At 52.9% G+C, this 23140-nt stretch carries 25 protein-coding genes and 3 tRNA genes; 13 read left to right on the forward strand and 15 right to left on the reverse strand.

Annotated features, from left to right (window positions below; translation table 11 throughout):
• Nucleotides 1-37 precede the first annotated feature (37 nt).
• The 4 genes from deoD to deoC form a co-directional block, all read right to left on the reverse strand.
• Nucleotides 38-757 (reverse strand): purine-nucleoside phosphorylase, encoded by a 720-nt coding sequence (gene deoD, locus OLG56_RS18680; RefSeq protein ID WP_000224864.1) that lies wholly within the window; start codon nt 755-757, stop codon nt 38-40.
• 209 nt (nt 758-966) lie between these two features.
• Nucleotides 967-2190 carry a phosphopentomutase gene (gene deoB / locus OLG56_RS18685; protein ID WP_000816454.1) on the reverse strand — a complete coding sequence of 408 codons (1224 nt, stop codon included), beginning with the start codon at nt 2188-2190 and terminating at the stop codon, nt 967-969.
• A 51-nt stretch (nt 2191-2241) separates the two neighbouring features.
• Complete coding sequence (gene deoA, locus OLG56_RS18690; protein WP_079980919.1) at nt 2242-3564, reverse strand: thymidine phosphorylase; 1323 nt, start codon at nt 3562-3564, stop codon at nt 2242-2244.
• A 123-nt stretch (nt 3565-3687) separates the two neighbouring features.
• Nucleotides 3688-4467, reverse strand: a complete 780-nt coding sequence (gene deoC, locus OLG56_RS18695; protein ID WP_001519713.1) for a deoxyribose-phosphate aldolase — start codon at nt 4465-4467, stop codon at nt 3688-3690.
• A 259-nt stretch (nt 4468-4726) separates the two neighbouring features.
• On the opposite strand from deoC, the gene OLG56_RS18700 reads away from it, so the two are divergent.
• On the forward strand, nt 4727-6277 hold the full coding sequence (locus OLG56_RS18700) for a YjjI family glycine radical enzyme (RefSeq protein ID WP_001111686.1): 1551 nt from the start codon (nt 4727-4729) through the stop codon (nt 6275-6277).
• Nucleotides 6249-7112: a YjjW family glycine radical enzyme activase gene (locus tag OLG56_RS18705; RefSeq protein WP_001064943.1), complete on the forward strand. Its 864-nt coding sequence runs from the start codon at nt 6249-6251 to the stop codon at nt 7110-7112. Before OLG56_RS18700 ends, OLG56_RS18705 begins: the two co-directional genes overlap by 29 nt.
• 32 nt (nt 7113-7144) lie before the next feature.
• On the opposite strand, the gene OLG56_RS18710 is transcribed toward OLG56_RS18705, so the two are convergent.
• From OLG56_RS18710 to OLG56_RS18745, 8 genes are all read right to left on the reverse strand, one after another.
• Nucleotides 7145-7918 carry a metal-dependent hydrolase gene (locus OLG56_RS18710; protein ID WP_001609163.1) on the reverse strand — a complete coding sequence of 258 codons (774 nt, stop codon included), beginning with the start codon at nt 7916-7918 and terminating at the stop codon, nt 7145-7147.
• Entirely contained in the window at nt 7915-8988 is a 1074-nt protein-coding gene (locus OLG56_RS18715) for a patatin-like phospholipase family protein (RefSeq protein WP_000531540.1), read from the reverse strand. Before OLG56_RS18715 ends, OLG56_RS18710 begins: the two co-directional genes overlap by 4 nt.
• Before the next feature lie 123 nt (nt 8989-9111).
• Nucleotides 9112-9273: a DUF1328 domain-containing protein gene (locus OLG56_RS18720; protein WP_000490276.1), complete on the reverse strand. Its 162-nt coding sequence runs from the start codon at nt 9271-9273 to the stop codon at nt 9112-9114.
• Between the two features lie 128 nt (nt 9274-9401).
• Nucleotides 9402-10019 carry a molecular chaperone OsmY gene (osmY, locus tag OLG56_RS18725; RefSeq protein ID WP_000178963.1) on the reverse strand — a complete coding sequence of 206 codons (618 nt, stop codon included), beginning with the start codon at nt 10017-10019 and terminating at the stop codon, nt 9402-9404.
• 401 nt (nt 10020-10420) lie between these two features.
• The gene (prfC, locus tag OLG56_RS18730) at nt 10421-12010 is read right to left on the reverse strand and encodes a peptide chain release factor 3 (protein WP_000175965.1); all 1590 of its coding nucleotides are present in this window, start codon (nt 12008-12010) and stop codon (nt 10421-10423) included.
• 91 nt (nt 12011-12101) lie between these two features.
• The gene (yjjG, locus tag OLG56_RS18735) at nt 12102-12779 is read right to left on the reverse strand and encodes a pyrimidine 5'-nucleotidase (protein ID WP_000870686.1); all 678 of its coding nucleotides are present in this window, start codon (nt 12777-12779) and stop codon (nt 12102-12104) included.
• 21 nt (nt 12780-12800) lie between these two features.
• On the reverse strand, nt 12801-13247 hold the full coding sequence (gene rimI, locus OLG56_RS18740; RefSeq protein ID WP_001092434.1) for a ribosomal protein S18-alanine N-acetyltransferase: 447 nt from the start codon (nt 13245-13247) through the stop codon (nt 12801-12803).
• Nucleotides 13192-13629: a DNA polymerase III subunit psi gene (locus tag OLG56_RS18745; protein WP_000204003.1), complete on the reverse strand. Its 438-nt coding sequence runs from the start codon at nt 13627-13629 to the stop codon at nt 13192-13194. The genes rimI and OLG56_RS18745 overlap by 56 nt, the downstream gene beginning before the upstream one ends.
• Nucleotides 13630-13731: 102 nt before the next feature.
• Between OLG56_RS18745 and rsmC the strand changes: the two genes are divergently transcribed.
• From rsmC to OLG56_RS18765, 4 genes are all read left to right on the forward strand, one after another.
• Nucleotides 13732-14760 carry a 16S rRNA (guanine(1207)-N(2))-methyltransferase RsmC gene (gene rsmC / locus OLG56_RS18750; protein WP_079900347.1) on the forward strand — a complete coding sequence of 343 codons (1029 nt, stop codon included), beginning with the start codon at nt 13732-13734 and terminating at the stop codon, nt 14758-14760.
• A gap of 190 nt (nt 14761-14950) precedes the next feature.
• Nucleotides 14951-15037: transfer RNA gene (locus OLG56_RS18755), tRNA-Leu, on the forward strand.
• A 27-nt stretch (nt 15038-15064) separates the two neighbouring features.
• A tRNA-Leu gene (locus tag OLG56_RS18760) sits at nt 15065-15151 on the forward strand.
• A 31-nt stretch (nt 15152-15182) separates the two neighbouring features.
• Nucleotides 15183-15269 (forward strand) — tRNA-Leu (locus tag OLG56_RS18765).
• 31 nt (nt 15270-15300) lie between these two features.
• Here the strand turns inward: OLG56_RS18765 and OLG56_RS18770 are convergent.
• Nucleotides 15301-15537: a DUF1435 domain-containing protein gene (locus OLG56_RS18770; RefSeq protein ID WP_000941878.1), complete on the reverse strand. Its 237-nt coding sequence runs from the start codon at nt 15535-15537 to the stop codon at nt 15301-15303.
• 250 nt (nt 15538-15787) lie between these two features.
• On the opposite strand from OLG56_RS18770, the gene OLG56_RS18775 reads away from it, so the two are divergent.
• The 3 genes from OLG56_RS18775 to OLG56_RS18785 all read left to right on the forward strand — a co-directional run bounded on the left by OLG56_RS18775 (nt 15788) and on the right by OLG56_RS18785 (nt 18370).
• Complete coding sequence (locus tag OLG56_RS18775) at nt 15788-16852, forward strand: GGDEF domain-containing protein (protein WP_000211204.1); 1065 nt, start codon at nt 15788-15790, stop codon at nt 16850-16852.
• A gap of 120 nt (nt 16853-16972) precedes the next feature.
• Nucleotides 16973-17761 (forward strand): siderophore-iron reductase FhuF, encoded by a 789-nt coding sequence (fhuF, locus tag OLG56_RS18780; protein ID WP_000331528.1) that lies wholly within the window; start codon nt 16973-16975, stop codon nt 17759-17761.
• 150 nt (nt 17762-17911) lie between these two features.
• Nucleotides 17912-18370: a YbaK/EbsC family protein gene (locus OLG56_RS18785; RefSeq protein WP_000058271.1), complete on the forward strand. Its 459-nt coding sequence runs from the start codon at nt 17912-17914 to the stop codon at nt 18368-18370.
• A gap of 50 nt (nt 18371-18420) precedes the next feature.
• Here the strand turns inward: OLG56_RS18785 and bglJ are convergent, their stop codons facing one another.
• Entirely contained in the window at nt 18421-19095 is a 675-nt protein-coding gene (gene bglJ, locus OLG56_RS18790) for a DNA-binding transcriptional activator BglJ (RefSeq protein WP_000431546.1), read from the reverse strand.
• A complete protein-coding gene (locus OLG56_RS18795; RefSeq protein WP_000936659.1) occupies nt 19056-19781 on the reverse strand; it encodes a response regulator transcription factor in 726 nt (241 codons plus the stop codon). Before OLG56_RS18795 ends, bglJ begins: the two co-directional genes overlap by 40 nt.
• A 711-nt stretch (nt 19782-20492) precedes the next feature.
• Between OLG56_RS18795 and OLG56_RS18800 the strand changes: the two genes are divergently transcribed.
• From OLG56_RS18800 to dnaC, 4 genes are all read left to right on the forward strand, one after another.
• Nucleotides 20493-21269 carry a threonine/serine exporter family protein gene (locus tag OLG56_RS18800; protein WP_001674846.1) on the forward strand — a complete coding sequence of 259 codons (777 nt, stop codon included), beginning with the start codon at nt 20493-20495 and terminating at the stop codon, nt 21267-21269.
• The gene (locus OLG56_RS18805) at nt 21260-21733 is read left to right on the forward strand and encodes a threonine/serine exporter (RefSeq protein WP_000511329.1); all 474 of its coding nucleotides are present in this window, start codon (nt 21260-21262) and stop codon (nt 21731-21733) included. The genes OLG56_RS18800 and OLG56_RS18805 overlap by 10 nt, the downstream gene beginning before the upstream one ends.
• 92 nt (nt 21734-21825) lie before the next feature.
• The gene (gene dnaT, locus OLG56_RS18810) at nt 21826-22365 is read left to right on the forward strand and encodes a primosomal protein DnaT (protein WP_000098573.1); all 540 of its coding nucleotides are present in this window, start codon (nt 21826-21828) and stop codon (nt 22363-22365) included.
• 2 nt (nt 22366-22367) lie between these two features.
• Nucleotides 22368-23105, forward strand: coding sequence for a replicative helicase loader DnaC (dnaC, locus tag OLG56_RS18815; protein ID WP_000799924.1), 738 nt, complete (start codon nt 22368-22370; stop codon nt 23103-23105).
• The last annotated feature ends 35 nt before the right edge of the window (nt 23106-23140 follow it).

The raw sequence follows: 23140 nt of genomic DNA on the forward strand, positions 1-23140 counted from the left end.
ACGATGAAGGGGGCCTGCTCTGGCCCCCTTCACAATCTTACTCTTTATCGCCCAGAAGTACGGATTCCAGTGCGATTTTGATCATGTCGTTGAAGGTCGTCTGACGCTCAGCGGCCGTGGTCTGCTCGTGGGTACGGATGTGGTCGGACACGGTGCAGATAGTCAGCGCTTTCGCGCCAAACTCAGCCGCAACGCCGTAGATACCCGCCGCTTCCATCTCTACGCCCAGTACGCCGTATTTTTCCATCACGTCGAACATTTCGCCGTCCGGAGAGTAGAACAGGTCTGCGGAGAACAGGTTGCCCACGCGCGCGTCTACGCCCAGCGCTTTTGCCGCATCAACTGCGTTACGTACCATGTCGAAGTCAGCGATAGCCGCGAAGTCATGATCTTTAAAACGGATACGGTTCACTTTGGAGTCGGTGCAGGCACCCATACCGATCACCACGTCGCGCAGTTTGACGTCCATGCGCACAGCGCCGCAGGAGCCGACGCGAATGATTTTCTTCACACCGAAATCGGTGATCAGCTCTTTGGTGTAGATGGAGCAGGACGGGATACCCATACCGTGGCCCATCACGGAGATCTTACGGCCTTTGTAAGTCCCGGTGAAACCTAACATGCCGCGAACGTTGTTCACTTCGCGAACATCTTCGAGGAAAGTCTCAGCAATGTGCTTCGCGCGCAGCGGGTCGCCCGGCATCAATACGACGTCAGCGAAATCACCCATTTCTGCATTAATATGTGGAGTTGCCATCTTCAGTTCCCTTTAAATTTGTTGTTATTGCCTGATGGCGGCTACGCCTTATCAGGCCTACAAAACGTCTGTAAAAACAGTGAAATACCCTAAGGATTTCGCGTTGTAGGAAGGCGACGAATTCGTGAATCCCCGGGAGCATAGATAAACTATGTGACCGGGGTGAGCGAATGAAGTCAACGCATCTACAGCGCGAAAGACAACGGGTATCACAGCATGTTTTTACCGTAATCCATTGGCGATGTACCAAAGTAGGTCGCCAGCGTCTGGCCGATATCCGCGAAGGTTTCACGGTGACCTAAAGAGCCCGGTTTGACTTTTGGACCGTAGATCAGCACCGGAATGTGCTCACGGGTATGGTCAGTACCGGTCCAGCTCGGGTCACAGCCGTGGTCAGCGGTCAGGATCAGAATGTCATCTTCACCCACCAGCTCCATCAGCTCCGGCAGACGGCGGTCAAACAGCTCCAGACCTGCGGCGTAGCCCGCGATGTCGCGACGGTGGCCCCAGGAAGAGTCGAAGTCAACAAAGTTGGTGAAGACGATGGTTTTATCGCCCGCTTCTTTCATCTCTTTGAGGGTCGCGTCGAACAGCGCGTCCAGACCGGTCGCTTTCACTTTCTTAGTGATGCCGCAGTTGGCGTAGATGTCGGCAATCTTACCGACGGACACCACGTGGCCCTGTTTTTCATCGACCAGTTTCTGCAGCACGGTCGGCGCTGGCGGTTCTACGGCCAAGTCGTGACGGTTGCCGGTACGCTGGAAGTTACCGGCCTTGTCGCCGATAAACGGACGCGCGATCACGCGGCCAATGTTGTAGCCGCCTTCGGTCAGCTCTTCACGGGCGATTTCGCACAGCTCGTAGAGTTTATCCAGGCCAAAGGTCTCTTCGTGGCAGGCAATCTGGAACACGGAGTCAGCGGAGGTGTAGAAAATCGGCTTGCCGGTTTTCATGTGCTCTTCGCCGAGCTGGTCCAGAATAACGGTGCCGGAAGAGTGGCAGTTACCGAGATAGCCCGGCAGGTTGGCGCGTTTTACCAGCTTATCCAGCAGTTCCTGCGGGAAGCTGTTTTCGTGATCGCTGAAATAGCCCCAGTCGAATAGCACCGGCACGCCAGCGATTTCCCAGTGGCCGGACGGCGTATCTTTGCCGGAAGACAGTTCGTGCGCCCATGCGTATGCGCCAATAACGTCCGCGTTGCCGTCCATGCCAGCGGCAATTTTACCGGTAGAGCCTTCATGCGCTTTCACCAGCCCCAGACGAGTCAGGTTAGGCAGATTCAACGGGCCCTTACGGCCATTGTCAGCTTCGCCTTTGGCGCAAGCTTCTGCGATGTGGCCCAGAGTGTCGGAACCTACGTCGCCAAAACGATCCGCGTCTTCAGTAGCGCCGATGCCGAATGAGTCCAGCACCATAATAAATGCACGTTTCATATCTTCTCCGTACTTAGTGCTTCAAAAATAATTGATCAGATCAGTATACAACTATTCAGTAATTCGACGATAGACCGAAGGTGTGCTTGCTGGCGCTTTATCGTCAAGGATAATTGCCGCTTTGACGGCCTTCGCCACTTCCTGCCAACTGGTTTCGTCTTTGGCATGAATCACCGCCAGCGGGCGCTGCCCGTCGATGCTGTCGCCCAGACGGGCCATGTCGGTAAAGCCAACGCTGTAATCAATGGTATCAGACGCCTGACGACGGCCGCCGCCCATCGAGACGACCGCCATCCCCAGCGCACGCGTATCCATTGCGCTGATAAACCCTTCGGTATCAGCATATACCGCTTTGCTCAACATGGCGGTCGGCAGGTATTTATCGTAGTTCTCAACGAAATCGCTCGGCCCTTTCTGCGCGGCCACCATACGACCAAAGACTTCTGCCGCTTTACCGTTATCCAGCACCGCCTGCAGTTTGGCACGCGCTTCGGCGTCGTCTTTCGCCAGCTGGCCGGAGATCAGCATCTCCACACATAGCGCCATAGTGACGTCAAACAAGCGCGGATTGCGGTATTCACCGGTCAGGAACTGCACGGCTTCACGCACTTCCACCGCGTTACCGGCGCTTGAAGCCAGCACCTGATTCATATCGGTTAACAACGCCGTAGTGCGAACTCCCGCGCCGTTTGCCACGCCGACAATCGCTTCAGCAAGGGCTTCAGAAAGTTCATAGGTTGGCATAAACGCGCCGCTGCCGACTTTGACGTCCATTACCAGCGCATCCAGCCCTTCGGCCAGTTTCTTGGCGAGGATGGAACCAGTGATCAGCGGAATAGAGTCCACCGTCGCGGTAATATCGCGGGTGGCGTAAAAACGTTTGTCCGCCGGTGCAAGCGAGCTGGTTTGCCCAATAATCGCCACACCCACGTCTTGAATAATTTCGCGGAAACGGTTGTCGTCCGGGAAGATGTCAAAGCCCGGGATCGCTTCCAGTTTATCGAGCGTACCGCCGGTATGTCCGAGGCCGCGACCGGAGATCATCGGTACATAACCGCCGCAGGCCGCTACCATTGGCCCCAGCATCAGAGACGTCACGTCCCCTACGCCGCCGGTCGAATGCTTATCGACAATCGGGCCATTGAGATTCAGGCTTTTCCAGTCAAGGACAGTACCGGAATCCCGCATCGCCATGGTCAGCGAAACACGCTCCGGCATGGTCATATCGTGGAAGAAGATGGTCATCGCCAGGGCGGCAATCTGCCCTTCAGAGATAGTATTGTCACGAATACCATTGATAAAGAAACGAATTTCTTCGTCACTCAACGCATGACCATCACGCTTTTTACGAATAATTTCTTGTGCGAGAAACACGGTACCCTCCTGAGGGAAAAGAGTAGAAGGCTTACATCGCCGGATGGCGGTTAACGCCTTATCCGGCCTACAGGCCTGGATTTGTAGGCCGGATAAGCGCAGCGCCATCCGGCAAATCAGAGCTTAGTAGCTGCTGGCGCTCTTACCGTCGCCGTGACCCAGCGCTTTCAGCAGGCTTGCCAGCAGGCTGGATGCGCCAAAGCGGTAGTGACGAGAATCTGCCCAGTCAGCGCCAAACAGTTCGTCTGCAATCGCGAGGAATTTCTGCGCGTCTTCCGCCGTACGTACGCCGCCCGCCGGTTTGAAGCCAACGGTTTTGGAAACGCCCATGTCGCGGATCACTTCCATCATGATGCGCGCGCTTTCCGGCGTAGCGTTTACCGGCACTTTACCGGTAGAGGTTTTGATGAAATCCGCACCGGCTTTAATGGAGATTTCAGAGGCTTTACGAATCAGCGCCTCTTCTTTCAGCTCGCCGGTTTCGATAATCACTTTCAGCAATACGTTCGCTGCGGCACAAGCGTCTTTACAGGCTTTTACCAGGTCAAAACCCACCTGCTCGTTACCGGCGATCAACGCACGGTACGGGAATACCACGTCCACTTCGTCAGCGCCGTAGGCGATCGCCGCACGGGTTTCCGCCAGCGCAATATCGATGTCATCATTGCCATGCGGGAAGTTAGTCACCGTTGCAATGCGGATGTCCGGCGTACCTTGTTCTTTCAGAGTCTTACGCGCAATCGGGATAAAACGCGGGTAAATACAAATCGCCGCCGTATTCCCGACCGGGGTTTTTGCCTGATGACACAACGCGATCACTTTTTCATTGGTGTCGTCATCGTTCAGAGTGGTCAGATCCATCAGTTTGAGCGCACGCAGGCTGCTTGCTTTTAAATCAGTCATGACATTCTCCAACGGCATTGCCGTATAAAATTTCACCTTGCGAGTCTGTTAATATTCTAACATTCACTCGCGATTACACTTCGATATACATCACAGTTAATGAAAACTACGTACAAATTTGCATTACTGTAATGAGATCTGAATCAAATTATCCCGCCGTCACCGTCTGTTCTTCGAGCGATAAGCGCATCAGGATCAAAGTCGGTTTGCCGCCATTTTCTACAATAGCGCATCGTCCCGGCATAAAGAGGAAACGAAGATGCCTGCCTCATGCGAAACTGCGCTCCAGCAGCGTTGCCAGCAAATTGTGACCAGCCCGGTGCTCACGCCTGAACAAAAACGCCATTTTCTGGCGCTGGAAGCTGAAAACGCCCTGCCTTATCCCACCCTGCCGGAAGATGCCCGCCAGGCGCTGGATGAAGGCGTCATTTGCGATATGTTTGAGGGGCACGCCCCCTTCAAACCGCGCTACGTGTTGCCCGATTACGCCCGATTTCTGGCTAACGGTTCACAGTGGCTGGAACTGGAAGGCGCGAAAGATCTGGATGATGCGTTATCCCTACTCACCATTCTGTATCATCACGTACCTTCCGTGACGTCCATGCCGGTTTATCTCGGCCAGCTTGATGCGTTGCTGCAACCGTATGTTAGAATTCTAACACAAGATGCGATCGATATTCGAATAAAACGTTTCTGGCGTTATCTCGACAGAACGCTGCCAGACGCCTTTATGCATGCCAATATTGGCCCTGCCGATACGCCTGTCACACGAGCGATTTTGCGCGCTGATGCCGAGCTAAAGCAGGTGGCGCCTAACCTGACGTTTATCTACGATGCGGAAATTACGCCGGACGATCTGCTGCTGGAAGTCGCCAAAAACATTTGCGAATGCAGTAAGCCACACATTTCCAATGGCCCTGTAAATGATAAAATTTTCACAAAAGGCCATTATGGCATCGTCAGTTGTTATAACTCGCTACCGCTTGGCGGCGGCGGCAGTACGCTGGTACGTCTCAACCTGAAAGCCGTGGCAGAACGCAGTACGTCTGTCGATGACTTCTTTTCACGCACGCTACCGCACTACTGCCGACAGCAGATCGCCATCATTAATTCACGATGTGAATTCCTCTATGAAAAGTCACATTTCTTTGAGAATAGCTTTCTTGTACAGGAAGGTTTGATCGATCCCGAACGTTTTGCGCCGATGTTCGGTATGTACGGGCTGGCGGAAGCCGTGAATCTGCTGTGCGAAAACGCGGGCCTGAACGCCCGTTACGGCAAGAATGAAACGGCGAACGAGCTGGGCTACCGTATCAGCGCCCAACTGGCGGATTTCGTCGAAAATACGCCAGTGAAGTATGGCTGGAAGCAACGGGCGCTGCTCCATGCCCAGTCTGGCATCAGTTCCGATATCGGCACTACGCCGGGCGCGCGTCTGCCGTATGGCGATGAACCGGACCCTATCACCCATTTGCAAACCGTCGCGCCACACCATGCCTTTTATCATGCCGGGATCAGCGACATTCTGACGCTGGACGAAACCATCAAGCGTAATCCGCAGGCGCTGGTTCAGCTTTGTCTTGGCGCGTTCAAAGCCGGGATGCGGGAATTTACCGCCAATGTCAGCGGCAACGATCTGGTGCGCGTCACCGGTTATATGGTGCGCCTGTCGGATCTGGCGAAATTTCGCGCCGAAGGCTCGCGCACGAATACCACCTGGCTGGGAGAAGAAGCCGCACGTAATACCCGCATCCTGGAACGACAGCCACGCGTAGTCAGCCATGAACAACAGATGCGCTTTAGTCAGTAAGATCATTGCGTTTTCCTGCGTCGATGGGCCAGGCAGCCGCCTGGCATTATTCTTACAGGGCTGCAATTTGCGCTGTAAGAATTGCCATAACCCGTGGACGATGGGACGCTGTAACGACTGCGGGGAATGCGTATCGCAGTGTCCGCATCACGCCCTCAGCGTTGATGGCGGAAAAGTGGTATGGCGGTCGGACGTCTGCGAGCAGTGCGATACCTGCCTGAAAATGTGCCCACAGCAGGCAACGCCAATGGCGCAGACCATGAGCGTTGACGATGTGCTGCGTCATATTCGTAAAGCATCGCTGTTTATTGAAGGTATTACCGTCAGCGGCGGAGAGGCGACCACGCAATTACCGTTTATTGTGGCGCTATTTACGGCGATCAAAGCCGATCCGCAGTTACAACGGCTGACCTGTCTGGTGGACAGTAATGGTCAGTTAAGCGAGACCGGCTGGCAGAAACTACTGCCGGTTTGCGACGGCGTAATGCTCGATCTGAAAGCCTGGAAGAGCGAGTGTCATCACCGTCTGACCGGACGTGATAACACGCATATTAAGCACAGTATCCGCTTTCTTGCTGCGCAGGGAAAACTGGCGGAGCTGCGGTTGCTGGTTATCCCGGGTCAGGTGGACTATGCGGCGCATATTGATTCACTGGCGGCGTTTATTACTTCGCTGGGCGAGGTTCCGGTGCGCCTGAATGCCTTTCATGCGCATGGCGTCTATGGCGAAGCGAAAGCCTGGCCAGGCGCGACGCCGCAAGAGGTGGAACGGCTGGCAGACGGATTGCGCGCGCGTGGGGTGGCGAAGCTGATTTTGCCGGCGCTATATTTGTAAGCGTCGCCTGCCGGACGGCGGCTGCGATGCCATCAGAGCCGAAACAAGGTAATGGTATTGCGATACAGCGTATCGGCTATCACCTCTGCGGGCTCCGGACGTAATTCGCAGAGCGCATCAAATACGCGCGCCGCCTGCTCCGGGCGGTTCGGCTGCCCCTGAAACCCCTTTAGCGGCATATCCGGCGCATCGGTCTCCAGCAACAGCGCGTCCAGCGGCAACCGCGCCATAACATCACGGGTTTTACTGGCGCGCGGGTAGGTGATGGTGCCGCCGACGCCGATTTTATAGCCCAGTCGCACAAAGCGTTCGGCCTGTTGCAGACTGCCGGCAAAACCATGCACCACGCCGGTTCGCGGTAGATCCTGGCGCTTTAAGTGCATCGCCAGTTTGTCATGCGTGCGCCGCGAGTGCAGGATCACCGGCAGATCGTAGCGTTTTGCCAGTTGCAGTTGCGCGTCTAACAATCGCTCTTGCCTGGCGAACTGCGGATCGTCGCGATAGAGATCGAGACCGATCTCGCCTACCGCCACGACGTTCTGTTGTTGCGCCAGCGCCTGTTGCAGCTTATCAGGATCGTCATCGACATGACGCTCAATCACAATGGGGTGCAATCCCAACGCAGCATAAAGCGACGGGAAACGCGCCGCCAGCGCCAGCACGCGGGGAAAGTGCGCCGCCTCGGTCGCCGGTACGATGATTTTTTCAACGCCCACCTCACAGGCACGCTGAATACTGGCGCGCTCATCGCCCGTAAAGGGCGGGAAATCAAAATGGCAGTGTGTATCGATAAAGCGCCAGCTCACGCCAGATCCTCGTCGGTAAATGTGGTGTCGTTTGCCTGCGGCGCGCTAATGACCTCCGCCACATGCGTATCATTGGCCACCGGCGCCGGAGGCACGACCACCGTTTCCGGCACGGCAATCCGCGACGTATGGCGCAAGAGAGGCGGCGTTGCGGCGAGCAATTTACCAACGGTGGCAAGGAAATAACGCCCGCATAATTGCCCGGTTTTGTAATCCTCACGCAGCGCCGGGATACGGCTGCCCAGCGCCATGCTGTGCAGCGGTTTCGGCGGATAAATTTCAATGATCCGCAGCTTACCCGGCGGCTTTTCAATAAATTGTTGGATCGCGCTGTAGGACGTTTCATGATGCTGCACCAGGTTGACCAACGGCTGTAGACTGCTCTCCCCCAGCCAGCGCTCCATACGCTTAAACCACTGCGGCGTGTAATACATTTGCGAGGGTACGGTGCGGATCACCACAATGGTTTTCGCCCCCCGCTTTGCCGCCTCCTGAACCGGAATGGCGTCGCTAATGCCACCGTCCAGATAGTTGATGCCCTCTAACGTAACGCCGGTACGGTAGAAACCCGGTATGGCGCTGGAGGCACGAATGATATCAAGCCAGTTTTGTTTTGTCGGCGAGAAATAGCCCGGCGTGTAATCATCCCCCCGGCAGGCGCACATATAAAAGGATTTTCCGCTGTCGAACAGGCGCGCTGCGGTATCCATCTGCAGCGGCATTCGGGCGGCGGTGGATTCCACCAGCCAGTCGAGGTCAATAAGGTTTCCTCCGCGTACAAATCGCAGCGGATCAAAAAATTCGCGCCTGGTGGTATAGCGCATAATGACTTTACGCCCGTAGCCGGGCTGGTTGCAGAGATACGCCGAGAGATTTTGCGCACCGGCTGATGTGCCGAAGTAGAGATGGAAAGGATTAAACTGCGCGCGCATAAACTCATCCAGCACGCCTGCGGTAAAGATGCCCCGCTGCCCGCCACCCTCGCAGACCAGCGCCATACGGCCTGGCCGGAACGGTGTTAATGATAACGGCGCAATATTGCCGAGCGTAACCGGTATTCGCTGGCCCACCTCTGCCTTCCTGTTTTTCATTTTTTTCCAGGCTGACAAGGTAACGCAAAACGTTAACGGCTAAAACCGTAAAAGCCAGTCCGCTGGACTGGCTTGATAGCAATATATCTTTACAGCTGCCTGCTAGGGTCGTTTACGGCCCATGAACAGGCTGACCAGGAAGAGCACGATCCCGACGACGAAGACGATTTTCGCCGCGCCGGCAGCCGTACCAGCCAGTCCACCAAAACCCAATGCGGCGGCAATTAACGCGATAACCAGAAATATAATGCCCCAACGAAACATAAGCCTCTCCTTTACCATAGTTAATGTCGACCGCTAAATATGAGCGCTCAGGCTACTCATTCGCGATATTTTTAGTGTGGTGCACATTACGCCTCCCGACAAACGTCGGGAGGACGAATTACGACGAATTACTGAACTTTCAGATCGTTTTTAACACTTTTTACGCCATCAACGGCTTTCGCGATGCTTTCAGCGCGGTCGCTTTGTTCCTGAGTTTCAACGGTACCGGAGAGCTGTACGACGCCATCGGTCGTTTCCACTTTTACTTTACGGGAAGGGACGAGATCGTCCGCCAGCAACTTGGCTTTGACTTCACTGGTCGTGGCCGTATCACCGGCATAACCTTTCACGGAACCTTCTTTATTGTCGCGAACGTGAAGTTTGTCGCTAACGGAGGTCACGCCTTCTACGCCTTTCGCCACTTTCACGGCGGCTTCAGCCTGCGCCTGACTTTCTACAAAGCCGCTCAGGGTGACGACTTTCTGATTGGTTTCGACAGAAATATCGGTGCTTTTAATATTGTCATGGTCTACCAGCGCAGCTTTTACTTTCGCAGTGATAGCGCTGTCATCCATGAAGTTACCGACTTTATTCATAGAGCTATCGACTTTTTGCCCTGCGGTTTCGGTTCCGCTTTGCGCCTTGTCCGTTGTTGCGTTTTCTGCAAAGGCAGAACCTGTCGCAACGGCAGAGGTCAACATTACGGCCAGCAGAGTTTTAGAAATCTTCAGTCTTGTCATAGTCATCGATTTTGTCCTGTATAGTTTGCTCGTAATTTGAGCTCAGGCAACACGAGGTTGCATTGCTGAATGCGGTGAAACTCACCGGTTTCTGAAGTCAATGACTGGCATCACATTCGTGAATTTGTAACGACGCGTCGCCTGCCACCCTTCCGTTTCAGTTATTAATATCGTGACTGAAACAAATCTCAGCTTTAAGCTCTCATATTCACGCATTGAACAGGCATTAAAGCCGACATTTATGTCATCACTTTGTTAAATATAGATCACAATTTTAAAATCGCTTGTCGGTGCGTATAAAAAACAGGCAGATCGGAGAAAAAACGCGGGATTTAAGAACATTCCGTAAGCGGTTAAAAAGGCAGGGAAAGTACGAAGGCGCGGCGGATGCCGCGCCCGGAAAGGGATCAGTGTTCGCGCGTTTTACGGAACTGAACGTCAGGGTAACGTTCCTGGGTCAGGTTCAGGTTAACCATCGTGGGGGCGATATAGGTGAGGTTGTCGCCGCCATCCAGCGCCAGCTGCGTTTCATTCTTACGCTTAAACTCTTCGAATTTCTTCGCATCGGCGCTTTCCACCCAGCGCGCCGTCGCCACGTTGACGGATTCATAAATCGCCTCAACGTTGTATTCGCTTTTCAGACGCGCGACAACAACGTCAAACTGCAAAACGCCCACGGCGCCGACAATCAGATCGTTGTTGGAGATGGGACGGAATACCTGAACCGCCCCCTCTTCAGAAAGCTGCACCAGCCCTTTCAGTAGCTGCTTCTGCTTGAGCGGATCTTTCAGGCGAATACGACGGAACAGTTCCGGCGCAAAGTTCGGGATACCGGTAAACTTCATCATCTCGCCCTGAGTGAAGGTATCGCCGATCTGAATGGTGCCGTGGTTATGCAGACCCAAAATATCGCCCGGGTACGCTTCTTCAACGTGCGAACGATCGCCCGCCATAAATGTTAACGCGTCGGAAATCACCACATCTTTGCCGGTACGGACCTGGCGTAGCTTCATGCCCTTCTCATACTTACCGGAAACCACGCGCATAAACGCCACGCGGTCGCGGTGTTTCGGGTCCATATTGGCCTGAATTTTAAAGACAAAACCGGTGAACTTCTCTTCCGAGGCTTCCACTGTGCGGGTATCGGTTTGACGCGGCATCGGCGCGGGTGCCCACGCCACTAAACCATCCAGCATATGGTCAACGCCAAAGTTACCCAGCGCGGTACCGAAAAATACCGGGGTAATTTCCCCTGCCAGGAACAGCTCTTCATCAAACTCGTTAGACGCGCCCTGCACCAGTTCCAGCTCGTCGCGCAGCTGTTGCGCCAGGTCTTCACCCACGGCGGCGTCCAGATCCGGGTTATTCAGCCCTTTAACGATGCGCACTTCCTGAATGGTGTGGCCCTTACCGGTCTGATACAGATAAGTTTCATCTTTATAAAGGTGATAAACGCCCTTAAACAGCTTGCCGCAGCCAATCGGCCAGGTGATCGGCGCGCAGCCGATTTTCAGCTCATTCTCGACTTCATCCAGCAGCTCCATCGGGTCGCGGATATCACGGTCGAGTTTGTTCATAAAGGTCAGGATTGGCGTATCACGCAGACGGGTAACTTCCATCAGCTTACGAGTCCTGTCCTCAACGCCTTTTGCGGCGTCGATCACCATCAGACAGCAGTCCACCGCCGTCAGGGTACGGTAGGTATCTTCGGAGAAGTCTTCGTGCCCCGGGGTGTCCAGCAGGTTCACCAGACAGTCGTGATACGGGAACTGCATCACCGAGGTGGTGATAGAGATACCACGCTGTTTTTCCATCTCCATCCAGTCAGATTTTGCATGTTGGCTGGAGCCACGGCCTTTTACCGTACCGGCGGTCTGAATCGCCTGTCCGAACAGCAACACTTTTTCGGTAATGGTGGTTTTACCGGCGTCCGGGTGAGAAATAATGGCAAAAGTGCGGCGTTTGGCCACCTCTTGCAAATAAGGAGACAACGTCATAGTCAAATCTTCTTGAGTAAGCGCGGCGTTTGACCACGCATGTTGAATACGAAAAATGCGGCTATTTTACCCATCAACCAGGGGGAGGCAATCAGTGTTTACACAGGAGCTGCTCCAGTTCGCTTAATGACGCCACAGTCCAGGTTGGATGAATACCCGCGGGCTGCTCGCGATGATGCGCGTTAAGCCAGCAGGTCGACAGCCCGGCGTTAATGCCGCCAAGAATATCGGATTCCGCGGTATCGCCAACCATTAATACGCGCGAGCGGTCAGGATTCCCCGCCTGCTCCAGGGCGTAGTTAAAGATTTTCGGATCGGGCTTCGCGACGCCAACCTGCTCGGAAATCACCAGCAGATCGAAATACTCGCGCAGCCCGGTGCGCTCCAGACGAGTTTGTTGTAGCGCGGTAAAACCGTTAGTAATAATACCGATTTTAGCCTGCCCGCGAATCGCATTAAGTAGCGAAACGGCGCCCGGCAAAGGAGAACAGATCTCCGCCATCGCACTAATAAAAGCGTCATTCAGCAGCCCCGGCGCAACGTTTAGCCGTTCAGCCCAACTTTGAAAACGCGCGTGCTGCAATTGTAATGAGGTAATCGCGCCGTTCTGATAATCCACCCATAGCGGCTTATTCACGGCCTGGTAATCCTGGAAATCCTCAGCGGTAAAGGTGACGCTATAGTCAAGGAACATCCGCTGTAAGCCGGTGAAAGAATCAAACGTAAACAGCGTTTCATCGGCATCAAAGAAAATCCAGTCCCACTTCATCATTACACCTTGCCTCTTTTATTACATGCTTATCGGTAACGCCATGATGATGGCGTCCTCATGCCCTTGTGCCGTGGGATAGTAATTGCGGCGAATCGTCGCCTCGTTAAACCCCAGACTTTCATACAGCGCGATGGCGGCAGCGTTAGAGGCGCGTACCTCCAGCCATAGCGTTACAACACCGCGCTTTTCCAGCTCATCAATCAGATGCTCAAGCAGCATACGCCCCAGCCCCCGACGCTGAAAATCCGGATCGACGGCAATATTGAACAGCGTCGCTTCGTCCAGCACCACCTGTGTAATGGCAAACGCGGCCATTCTGTCAGCAGCGGTCAGCTTAAGATTGAGATACCGTTCGCCCTGGTTGCCGAAAAACGTTTTTTCGCTCCACGGAAACGCATGAGCGCGTTGCTCAATCTGCCAGGCTGCGGGGAGATCGGTCGTGCTGAGGATAGAAATCGTGTTCATGTTCGCAGATTTGTTGCCATAGTGCGGCGCGTGCCGCCGGGTTTGCCCGGAGTTCATTAAACGCCGGCGTCGTGACCTGAGCGCCTTCGAGTTGGAGCGGCGCGTCAGTTCCTAACCGCCAGCTATTACAACGGCTGCCCTGCGGCAGCATGGCGACGCGCTCAGGCGCCAGGGATAAAACCTGATCGGGACTCACGGTCAACGCGCGTAAAATATCGCGCATTAGCGGCTCGTTCAGCGCGGGTAATTCCTCTGCAACCACGATCAGACGAACGTGCGCGGGAAGGGAAATCGCAATCTCGCCTTGTAGCGCGCCAGGACGTCGCAGCGCCCACTGCGTAATACCCAGTTGCTGTAACTGCCAGTCTCGTCGGGATGTCATAGCGAAACGCTCCTGTAATCAGGGGCGCAAATATAGCAAATCTGTCGAATCTCCGCCATCAAACTACTATAATCGCCGCCAGTCTGAATTAAGGAGCATTCCATGTCTGCTTTTACCCCGGCAAGTGAAGTCTTGCTGCGCCACAGTGATGATTTCGAACAAAGCCGTATTCTTTTTGCCGGAGATTTGCAGGATGACCTGCCCGCGCGCTTTGAATGCGCCGCCAGCCGCGCGTATACGCAACAGTTTCACCACTGGCAGGCGTTAAGCCGCCAGATGGGCGATAACGTCCGTTTTAGCCTGGTCGCGCAAGCCAGCGATGTCGCTGACTGCGATACGCTGATCTACTACTGGCCGAAAAATAAACCCGAAGCGCAGTTCCAGTTGATGAATATTTTGTCGCTAATGCCGGTGGGCAGCGATGTTTTCGTCGTGGGGGAAAACCGCAGCGGCGTGCGTAGCGCCGAACCGATGCTGGCGGACTATGCGCCGCTGAACAAAGTAGATAGCGCGCGACGTTGCGGCCTTTACCATGGTCGTCTGGAAAAGCAGCCGCAGTTTAGTCTTGAATCCTGGTGGGCCGAGTACAACATCGACGGGCTGACTATCAAAACGTTGCCGGGCGTATTCAGCCGCGACGGACTGGATGTCGGTAGCCAACTGCTGCTGTCTACGCTGACGCCGCACACCAAAGGTAAAGTGCTGGATGTCGGCTGCGGCGTTGGCGTGCTTTCCGCCGCGCTGGCCAGCCATTCGCCGAAAGTGCGCCTGACGCTGTGTGACGTCAGCGCTCCGGCGGTGGAAGCCAGCCGCGCCACGCTTGCCGCTAATGGCCTTGAAGGCGAGGTATTCGCCAGCAACGTCTTTTCGGAAGTCAAAGGACGTTTTGACATGATCATCTCCAACCCGCCGTTCCACGACGGAATGCAAACCAGCCTCGATGCGGCGCAAACGCTCATTCGCGGCGCAGTGCGCCATCTGAACAGCGGCGGAGAGTTACGTATCGTGGCGAACGCCTTTCTGCCCTATCCTAAAATTCTGGATGAGACTTTTGGCTTCCATGAAGTCATCGCGCAAACCGGGCGCTTTAAGGTTTATCGTACCGTGATGACCCGTCAGGCGAAGAAATAGTTGGCCTGATAAGCGCAGCGCCATCTGGTTGCATGTGCCGGATGGCGACGCCAGGCGTCTTATCCAACCTACGTCTCGCGCCCATTTTTGCAGCAATCAATCTATCCCATGCAATTAACTATTGACGAATAGCTGAAAACCACTAGAATGCGCCTCCGTGGTAGTGATTCTTTTCAAGAATCGATGGTATGCGAAGGTGGCGGAATTGGTAGACGCGCTAGCTTCAGGTGTTAGTGTCCTTACGGACGTGGGGGTTCAAGTCCCCCCCCTCGCACCAAAACCACGTTGATATTGCTCGCACTGGGCGAAGGTGGCGGAATTGGTAGACGCGCTAGCTTCAGGTGTTAGTGTTCTTACGGACGTGGGGGTTCAAGTCCCCCCCCTCGCACCAACGAGGCGATATCAAAAAGTAAGATAACTGTGCGAAGGTGGCGGAATTGGTAGACGCGCTAGCTTCAGGTGTTAGTGTCCTTACGGACGTGGGGGTTCAAGTCCCCCCCCTCGCACCAATTATCTTATCCTTCCTTTGTCTCTTCATTTTCATCCCTGATTCCAGTTCATCATTGCCAACATCATGCCGCCAATAAGCGCTATACACGATGGCAGCAGTACAAAATGCCGTAATTGTTTGTGATACAACATCAGCGCAGACAGTAGCAATCCTGATACAATCAACAGCTTCAGCGCATAAGCTGACAGGCCGATAAACGCCAGTCCAACAATAATCACTCCAGGCAATAATACGCCCCATCCGCTGCCTAACGTTCGCTGCAACATGGTTTCACCTCTGGAATTGATAATGATAACCAATATCATATGATATATTTTCTCATTTGTCAGCCAGGGAGGAAGCTAAAGAGATGAGTTTTACTTAACGGTTGATGACACGTATTCAGTAAGGTGATAAATTGTCCGACTGTTAACGTAAAAACAACAACACCTCGCTTTAGGCGACCTTTTCTCATACGTTATTTTCATGTTGGCGCCCGATTCCGTGTATATCACCGATAAATAACGACAATTACCCATGACAACACCATCCTGGCGGTCGCTTCGTATTAAGAAGTATCAGTTTTCTTTACGTCTTTTCTTGTTTCTCAACGCCGTGTCGGCGCTATTTACTCTCGTTTTCCCCCTTTATCAAATCAATGTATTTTGCACGCCAATGATTGGGATAATGGTCCTGAGCGTATTACTGTTGATATGGCATGGGAAATATGGACAAAAAAGAATTAATCTCCCCTTTATCTCCCTACTCTTTGGGGGAATATGGGCGGCGCATATTGCGCTAAAGTATCCGGCATTAGGCCATTATGATTTCTCTTTTTTACTGATTTCCCTGCTTAGCGTTCTGTTTATCGGCTCGATAGCCTTTGCCGCGAATATCGTCGCGTTTACGCTCTATTCGCTACCGCCAGTCGCGGTCTGCCTGTGGCTGAACGGTAATGAACAAGGTTTGCGAATTCTCTATTTGCTGGCCCTGCCAATGGTGGGAATCGCTATTCAACATGTTATCCAGAAACGCTACGATAACTTTGCCCAGCAGCTCATGTTTAAGCTGCTGGCCGAGCGGGAAACCCTCAATGGCCTGAGTATGCTTGATCCATTAACCGGCTTATATAACCGCCGTGGCCTGCAAAATCGGCTGGATACGTTACAGGCGCCGGGCAGCCATGAGCACTACGTTCTGCTATTGGATATCGATCATTTCAAAGCGTATAACGATCACTACGGTCATATGATGGGCGATCAGGCGTTAATTCGCGTCTCAGCGGCAATTCGGGACGCCGTGCGATCGCGCGATGTCGTCTGCCGTTTTGGCGGGGAAGAATTTCTGGTGTTGCTGACCACCGCCGAACCACAGCAAGCCCGCGCTACCGCAGAACGTATCCGACAGGAAGTATACGATCTTAAAATCCCGCATATGTTTAACGAAAGCGTCGCTACCAATGTCACTGTCAGTATCGGCATTGCGCCCCTGACGGATCGCAATATCGGAGACGCTATCGAAAAAGCGGATAAAGCGCTCTACGAAGCCAAGCATCTTGGACGTAACCACATTCTGGTCAGCGACGACATGCGCGCCCTATGAATCCTGCTGGCGTAATCGTGCTACGCCAACAGCGTTAACCATAAACCGCTTGCCATCGTTTATCGCTATCGATAGGATTAGCAATCATTATCATTTAGATTAACATCATTAAACTGCGCTATGGCCTACCGTTCCGCACCGATTGCTGACGATATTATCTGGCGAGCCGCTCCCCAGCCGGAAGACGCCTCGCTGGCGGACGCAGTACGCGAGACGATCGCCTCTACCCGTGAGCACCTGTTGGACTTTATTCGGCTGGATGAAACGCCGCCGCCAACGGCGATGACTCTTGCCCAGTGGACGCGCCCCGCGACGTTTCGTTCATTGCTGGCCGCCTATTCCGATCACATCTATCGCCACACGCCAGGCCTGCCACGTGAAAATAAGCCGTTAATCTCCCTGTGGGCGCAATGGTATATCGGGCTGATGGCGCCGCCGCTGATGCTGGCATTACTGACGCAAGCGCGCGCTATCGATGTCTCCGCAGAACATATTCACGTTGAATTTCATGAAACCGGGCGCGCCGCGTGTTTCTGGCTTGATGTGCATCAGGATAACCTGGCAACGGGGCATTCCCCGGAAGAACGAATGGAAACGCTGGTAGTCTCCGCACTACAGCCGGTCATTCAGGCGCTGGAGGCGACTGGCGACATCAACGCGAAACTTATCTGGAGCAATACCGGTTATTTAATCAACTGGTATCTGACTGAGATGAAACCGCTGCTTGGCGAAGCCCTGCTGGCAACGCTACGCCAGCGCTGTTTTTTTGAAAAGCAGCTATCCGACGGTCAGGATAACCCGCTGTGGCGGACCGTCGTAATGCGCGACGGTCTTCTGGTACGCAGAACCTGCTGTCAACGTTACCGCTTACCTGATGTACAGCAGTGCGGCGACTGCACGCTAAAGTAAACCGCTTTACGCTACCTTCAGTTATCGTCACGGCTTACTGCTGCTGGCCTGTCACATTATTATATTTACAGCTGCGCTCTCCGTATGCCAAATTACGTTTTGCCATTTTTGGGTCTACCGTGGCTATTGGTAAGGTCTCAGGAGAGAAGAATGAGTCTGCAATCTGTACGGCAATTTCTGGCCGATCATGCTCCCGATATTGAAATTATCGAATTAAATCAAAGTACAGCGACTGTCGAACTGGCAGCCAAAGCGCACAACGTAGAGCCTGGGCAGATAGCTAAAACGCTCTCGCTTAAAGTAAAAGACACTATTATCCTGGTGGTCGCTAAAGGCGATGCCCGCCTGGATAATAAGAAGCTTAAAAGCACTTTCGGCGCAAAAGCCCGTATGTTGAGCAGCGATGAAGTGGTCAATGCAACCGGACATCCTGTCGGCGGCGTATGTCCCTTTGGGCTGGAGCACCCGCTGCCCGTTTATTGCGACATCTCTCTGAAGGGGTATAACGAAGTATTGCCTGCCGCAGGCGCCACGCACAGCGCGGTACGCATCACGCCGGAAAGAATGGCTGAACTGACATCGGCGACCTGGGTTGACGTGTGCCAATAACGTGCCTGACCCCCGGATTCCCCGAACAAGCACGGCGCATCCGGCGCGGGCTATACCCGATGCTGGAGCGCGGTAGCATCGCCGGCGCGCAGATATAACAGAATATCCGCCGCATCGAGTAACCCGGCATCAGAACTCACGCCCAGCTTGGACATCACATTAAACTTATGCGCCCGGATAGTCTTAATGTTACGTTCTAACTGGACGGCAATTTGCGGCATTGAGTAGCCGTTTGACATAAAACGCAGAATCTCCCGCTCGGTTGGACTAAGCATACAATTCTGGTGAAGTTCCCAAAGATTATCTGTACGCTCCGTTGTCCGCCGGGCGCTATTAAGCGATGTAAATAAGGCATCCTGTAAAACATCCAACGGCGACGCTTTGCTGATGACCCCATCCAGCGGCAGCGGGGATAGCGCGCTGATTAAGCGGGCTTCAGCATCATCATCTGCAATCACCAGACGCCGCATATGGGGATAATTTATCGCCAGTTCCGTCAGGCTGGATAATCCTGTCCGGCGTTCAGTTCTTAACGCAGAAAGAGAAAAAATAACGGCAGAAAACGGCGTCTTTAGCGCAGCCTTATAAAACGCGGATGGTTTTGAAAAAATATGAAGCGTATGTCGGCAATCCGGCATTGCATCAAATAGCCCTTTAATACCAATGGTGCTCATCACGCATTTTTCTACGAGCGCAACATTTCTCTTGCTGATTCTGTTTTCCATTCCATGGTTTCTCCATATACCGAAGGTAGGTTCAATTCTCTGGCTCCCTGAGAACTGTTTATCCATGCATACATCTCTGCATTACTGTGTATTGATAAGCGTCGCATGGCGCTATTTTTTTGGGCGCTAATTGTTTTATTACTTTTTTTAAGTAATGCCGCAATTTGGTTAATGCCCCACCCTTTTCCTAAAAGGCGTAATACTTTTCGTTCAGACAGCGTAAGGACAATCGGCCTGTCGTGGGACTGCTGAATTTCAGACGGTACCTGAGGCGATAATAACGTTTTGCTTATTCTTTCTGAACGAGCGTTTCCCGCATGGATAACGCTAATAAGATTCTCGATTGGCTCTTCGTCTGAAAGCAAGGTGCTGACGGGGCCCATCAGGAGATCAACCGCATGTGGATAGCTGGATTTAGGAACCAGAAATACCCAATGTATGTCGCGATATTGCGAGAGTAAGCTATAAAAATATTCGCAGATAGCACGGGGAGAGGCATTGTTAACTGCTAAATCAGCAATAACTAAATTACTTCGACGTAGTTGTAGCAGCGTTAGCTCTTCTATCGTACGGCAATACGCCAGTTTATAATCGGGGAAATTACCTGTTATAGCCCCTTTAAGGCCTTCCTGTATAAGGGGGGTTTTACTGATAATAAGTCCATTTTTGCAGCATCCTGGCAGCATAATTCCTCCGCACCCACGCCGCCCCTTTTCATTGTCCCATTAATAAAAATACTACTAACAATGAGCGCAAAGAAATATAAGCCGAGTGGATTAATTATCCTTGTTTTATTTTTAAAAATACAACATTGATTGCGCTACAATCCACATAGCACAAAAACATGAAATCACTATCGCATAGTTACTCATAAAACCAGAAGCAAGACAATTAAATTAACTAAATTTGCACATTAGTAATTCTAACGAAACTCATCATATTAATAAATTTAAAATATGAGTTCGTCCTTCATTCATATTGCTGAATCCTGAAATAAAAGCCCAACAATACTGACTGTCACCCATAAAATCCATGTAATATCTGCAAATTACACTAAGTCACGCCTATTTTTACACCTGCTGCTCACGCCATTGTTGTAAAACGATTAATGCATATCGTTGATAAAATTCACCACATCATTGATTCAAAAATGAACGGCCAGGCTGGCATAATGTCTCTATTCTGGAAACGGACATACGAGAACCGTCGCCCATAAGGATATCCTGCCTGTGACGAAGCGCACGTCTCAGAAAGCTTATGCGTTGCGTCTGGCGGTTGACGTTTTTATCAACAAGAAATTGATCTTAACCAACGCCATCATGCCTGCGCTTCGTGTTAAAAAGGAAGCCTCTGTCATAGTGGCGGCGCATAAAATGTCTTTTCGGACAGGACGAGTCATGCAAGAAGAGCAATCAATTCAACGAGCAGTAACACGGTTATGTATTCAATGCGGGCTGTTTTTATTGCAGCACGGGGCGGAAAGCGCACTGGTTGATGAGCTTTCCACCCGCCTCGGTTTGGCGCTCGGTATGGATAGCGTCGAAAGCGCGATCTCCTCTAACGCCATTGTACTGACGACCATTAAAGACGGACAATGTCTGACATCGACACGTAAAAACCAGGATCGCGGCATTAATATGCACGTCGTCACGGAGGTTCAGCATATCGTTATCCTTGCGGAACATCGTCTGCTGGATTACAAAGGCGTGGAAAAACGTTTTAGCCAGCTCCGCCCGCTGCGTTATCCGCGCTGGCTGGTGGCGTTTATGGTCGGTCTTTCCTGCTCCTGCTTTTGTAAGTTGAATAATGGCGGCTGGGATGGCGCGGTTATCACCTTTTTCGCCAGTATGATAGCCATGTATATTCGCCAGATGCTGGCGCAGCGGCATTTACATCCGCAGATCAATTTTTGCATTACCGCCTTTGTCGCTACCACGATTTCCGGGCTGATGCTCACCCTTCCGGCCTTTAGCCAGACGCCCACTATCGCCATGGCGGCAAGCGTACTGCTACTGGTGCCGGGCTTTCCGCTGATTAATTCCGTGGCAGATATGTTTAAAGGACATATTAATACCGGGCTGGCGCGCTGGGCTATCGCCAGCCTGTTGACACTGGCCACCTGTGTGGGCGTAGTGATGTCAATGACAGTATGGGGGCTACGAGGATGGGTATAATCGACTTTTTACTGGCGCTAATGCAGGACATGATCTTGTCTGCGATCCCCGCCGTCGGGTTTGCGATGGTCTTTAATGTTCCCCACCGGGCACTTCCGTGGTGCGCGCTACTGGGGGCGCTGGGTCATGGCTCGCGTATGCTGATGATGAGCGCTGGCTTTAATATTGAATGGTCGACGTTTATGGCTTCGCTGCTGGTCGGCAGTATTGGTATTCAGTGGTCACGCTGGTATCTCGCTCACCCTAAAGTGTTTACCGTCGCGGCCGTGATCCCGATGTTTCCGGGGATTTCCGCCTATACCGCGATGATTTCCGCAGTAAAAATTAGCCATCTGGGCTATAGCGAACCGATGATGATTACGCTGCTAACCAATTTTCTGAAAGCCTCTTCCATTGTTGGCGCGCTCTCAATTGGCCTCTCTGTACCGGGATTATGGCTGTACCGCAAACGCCCCCGCGTGTGATCGGTGGAACGCCTCCTGCTGTTCTTACAGGTCTGTGTGGTACTATAAAAACAGTCGCCCTTCTCGGTTGTTGTTCCATATTGAGAAACATTATGTCTTCCAGAATTTTAACGTCGGACGTCATCGGTATTGACGCCCTTTTACACGATCATCATGCTGTGCTGGCGAAGTCAACGGGCGGCGCAGTGGCGGTATTCGCTAATAATGCGCCTGCCTTTTATGCCGTGACGCCTGCACGCATGGCTGAACTGCTGGCGCTTGAAGAAAAGTTATCACGTCCGGGAAGCGATGTGGCGTTAGACGCGCAATTTTACGAAGAACCCGAAGCCGCCCCCGTTGCGATTCCCTGCGGGAAATTCGCCATGTATCCAGCCTGGCAACCGGATGCGGATTTTCAGCGTCAGGCTGCCCTTTGGGGCGTGGCGCTTCGGGAGCCGGTCACCGCAGAAGAGCTGGCGGCGTTTATCGCCTACTGGCAGGCGGAAGGTAAGGTTTTTCACCATATCCAGTGGCAGCAAAAGCTGGCGCGCAGCGTGCAAATCAGCCGTTCCAGCAATGGCGGAATGCCGCAGCGCGACATCAATAGCGTCAGCGAACCTGACAATCATATTCCACCAGGTTTTAGGGGGTAACGATGAAAAATGTTGGCGACCTGATGCAGCGTCTACAAAAAATGATGCCTGCGCATATTACGCCGGCGTTTAAAACGGGCGAAGAACTGCTGGCGTGGCAGAAAGAGCAAGGCGAGATCCGGGCGGCGGCGCTGGCGCGGGAAAACCGGGCAATGAAAATGCAGCGCACCTTTAACCGTTCCGGCATTCGACCGCTGCATCAGAACTGCTCGTTTGATAACTATCGGGTTGAGTGCGACGGACAAATGAACGCGTTAAGTAAAGCCCGACAGTACGTTGATGAATTTGACGGCAATATCGCCAGCTTTGTCTTTTCCGGCAAGCCGGGAACCGGTAAAAATCATCTCGCCGCGGCTATTTGTAATGAACTGCTGCTGCGCGGAAAGTCGGTACTGATTATCACCGTAGCGGATATTATGTCAGCGATGAAAGACACGTTCAGCAATCGGGAAACCAGCGAAGAGCAGTTGCTTAACGATCTGAGTAACGTTGATCTGCTGGTGATCGACGAGATCGGCGTGCAGACCGAATCCCGTTATGAAAAAGTGATCATCAATCAAATTGTCGATCGTCGTTCCTCGTCAAAACGTCCCACCGGCATGTTGACGAACAGCAATATGGAAGAGATGACGAAAATGCTTGGCGAACGCGTCATGGACCGTATGCGTCTCGGCAACAGTTTATGGGTTAATTTTACCTGGGACAGTTACCGCAGCCGGGTGACGGGTAAAGAGTATTAAATTGCAACGTGCGCCAGGGCGATACAACGCCTGGC

Source organism: Salmonella sp. 2018103, assembly GCF_026247685.1.
GTDB classification, from domain to species: domain Bacteria; phylum Pseudomonadota; class Gammaproteobacteria; order Enterobacterales; family Enterobacteriaceae; genus Salmonella; species Salmonella enterica.

Bases quoted from the DNA above. Each gene is read 5' to 3' on its own strand.
- deoD (WP_000224864.1), bottom strand. From the start codon at position 757: ATGGCAACTCCACATATTAATGCAGAAATGGGTGATTTCGCTGACGTC.
- deoB (WP_000816454.1), bottom strand. From the start codon at position 2,190: ATGAAACGTGCATTTATTATGGTGCTGGACTCATTCGGCATCGGCGCT.
- deoC (WP_001519713.1), bottom strand. From the start codon at position 4,467: ATGACTGATTTAAAAGCAAGCAGCCTGCGTGCGCTCAAACTGATGGAT.
- OLG56_RS18700 (WP_001111686.1), top strand. From the start codon at position 4,727: ATGCCTGCCTCATGCGAAACTGCGCTCCAGCAGCGTTGCCAGCAAATT.
- OLG56_RS18705 (WP_001064943.1), top strand. From the start codon at position 6,249: ATGAACAACAGATGCGCTTTAGTCAGTAAGATCATTGCGTTTTCCTGC.
- OLG56_RS18720 (WP_000490276.1), bottom strand. From the start codon at position 9,273: ATGTTTCGTTGGGGCATTATATTTCTGGTTATCGCGTTAATTGCCGCC.
- osmY (WP_000178963.1), bottom strand. From the start codon at position 10,019: ATGACTATGACAAGACTGAAGATTTCTAAAACTCTGCTGGCCGTAATG.
- prfC (WP_000175965.1), bottom strand. From the start codon at position 12,010: ATGACGTTGTCTCCTTATTTGCAAGAGGTGGCCAAACGCCGCACTTTT.
- yjjG (WP_000870686.1), bottom strand. From the start codon at position 12,779: ATGAAGTGGGACTGGATTTTCTTTGATGCCGATGAAACGCTGTTTACG.
- rimI (WP_001092434.1), bottom strand. From the start codon at position 13,247: ATGAACACGATTTCTATCCTCAGCACGACCGATCTCCCCGCAGCCTGG.
- OLG56_RS18745 (WP_000204003.1), bottom strand. From the start codon at position 13,629: ATGACATCCCGACGAGACTGGCAGTTACAGCAACTGGGTATTACGCAG.
- rsmC (WP_079900347.1), top strand. From the start codon at position 13,732: ATGTCTGCTTTTACCCCGGCAAGTGAAGTCTTGCTGCGCCACAGTGAT.
- OLG56_RS18770 (WP_000941878.1), bottom strand. From the start codon at position 15,537: ATGTTGCAGCGAACGTTAGGCAGCGGATGGGGCGTATTATTGCCTGGA.
- OLG56_RS18775 (WP_000211204.1), top strand. From the start codon at position 15,788: ATGACAACACCATCCTGGCGGTCGCTTCGTATTAAGAAGTATCAGTTT.
- fhuF (WP_000331528.1), top strand. From the start codon at position 16,973: ATGGCCTACCGTTCCGCACCGATTGCTGACGATATTATCTGGCGAGCC.
- OLG56_RS18785 (WP_000058271.1), top strand. From the start codon at position 17,912: ATGAGTCTGCAATCTGTACGGCAATTTCTGGCCGATCATGCTCCCGAT.
- bglJ (WP_000431546.1), bottom strand. From the start codon at position 19,095: ATGGAAAACAGAATCAGCAAGAGAAATGTTGCGCTCGTAGAAAAATGC.
- OLG56_RS18795 (WP_000936659.1), bottom strand. From the start codon at position 19,781: ATGCTGCCAGGATGCTGCAAAAATGGACTTATTATCAGTAAAACCCCC.
- OLG56_RS18800 (WP_001674846.1), top strand. From the start codon at position 20,493: ATGCAAGAAGAGCAATCAATTCAACGAGCAGTAACACGGTTATGTATT.
- OLG56_RS18805 (WP_000511329.1), top strand. From the start codon at position 21,260: ATGGGTATAATCGACTTTTTACTGGCGCTAATGCAGGACATGATCTTG.
- dnaT (WP_000098573.1), top strand. From the start codon at position 21,826: ATGTCTTCCAGAATTTTAACGTCGGACGTCATCGGTATTGACGCCCTT.
- dnaC (WP_000799924.1), top strand. From the start codon at position 22,368: ATGAAAAATGTTGGCGACCTGATGCAGCGTCTACAAAAAATGATGCCT.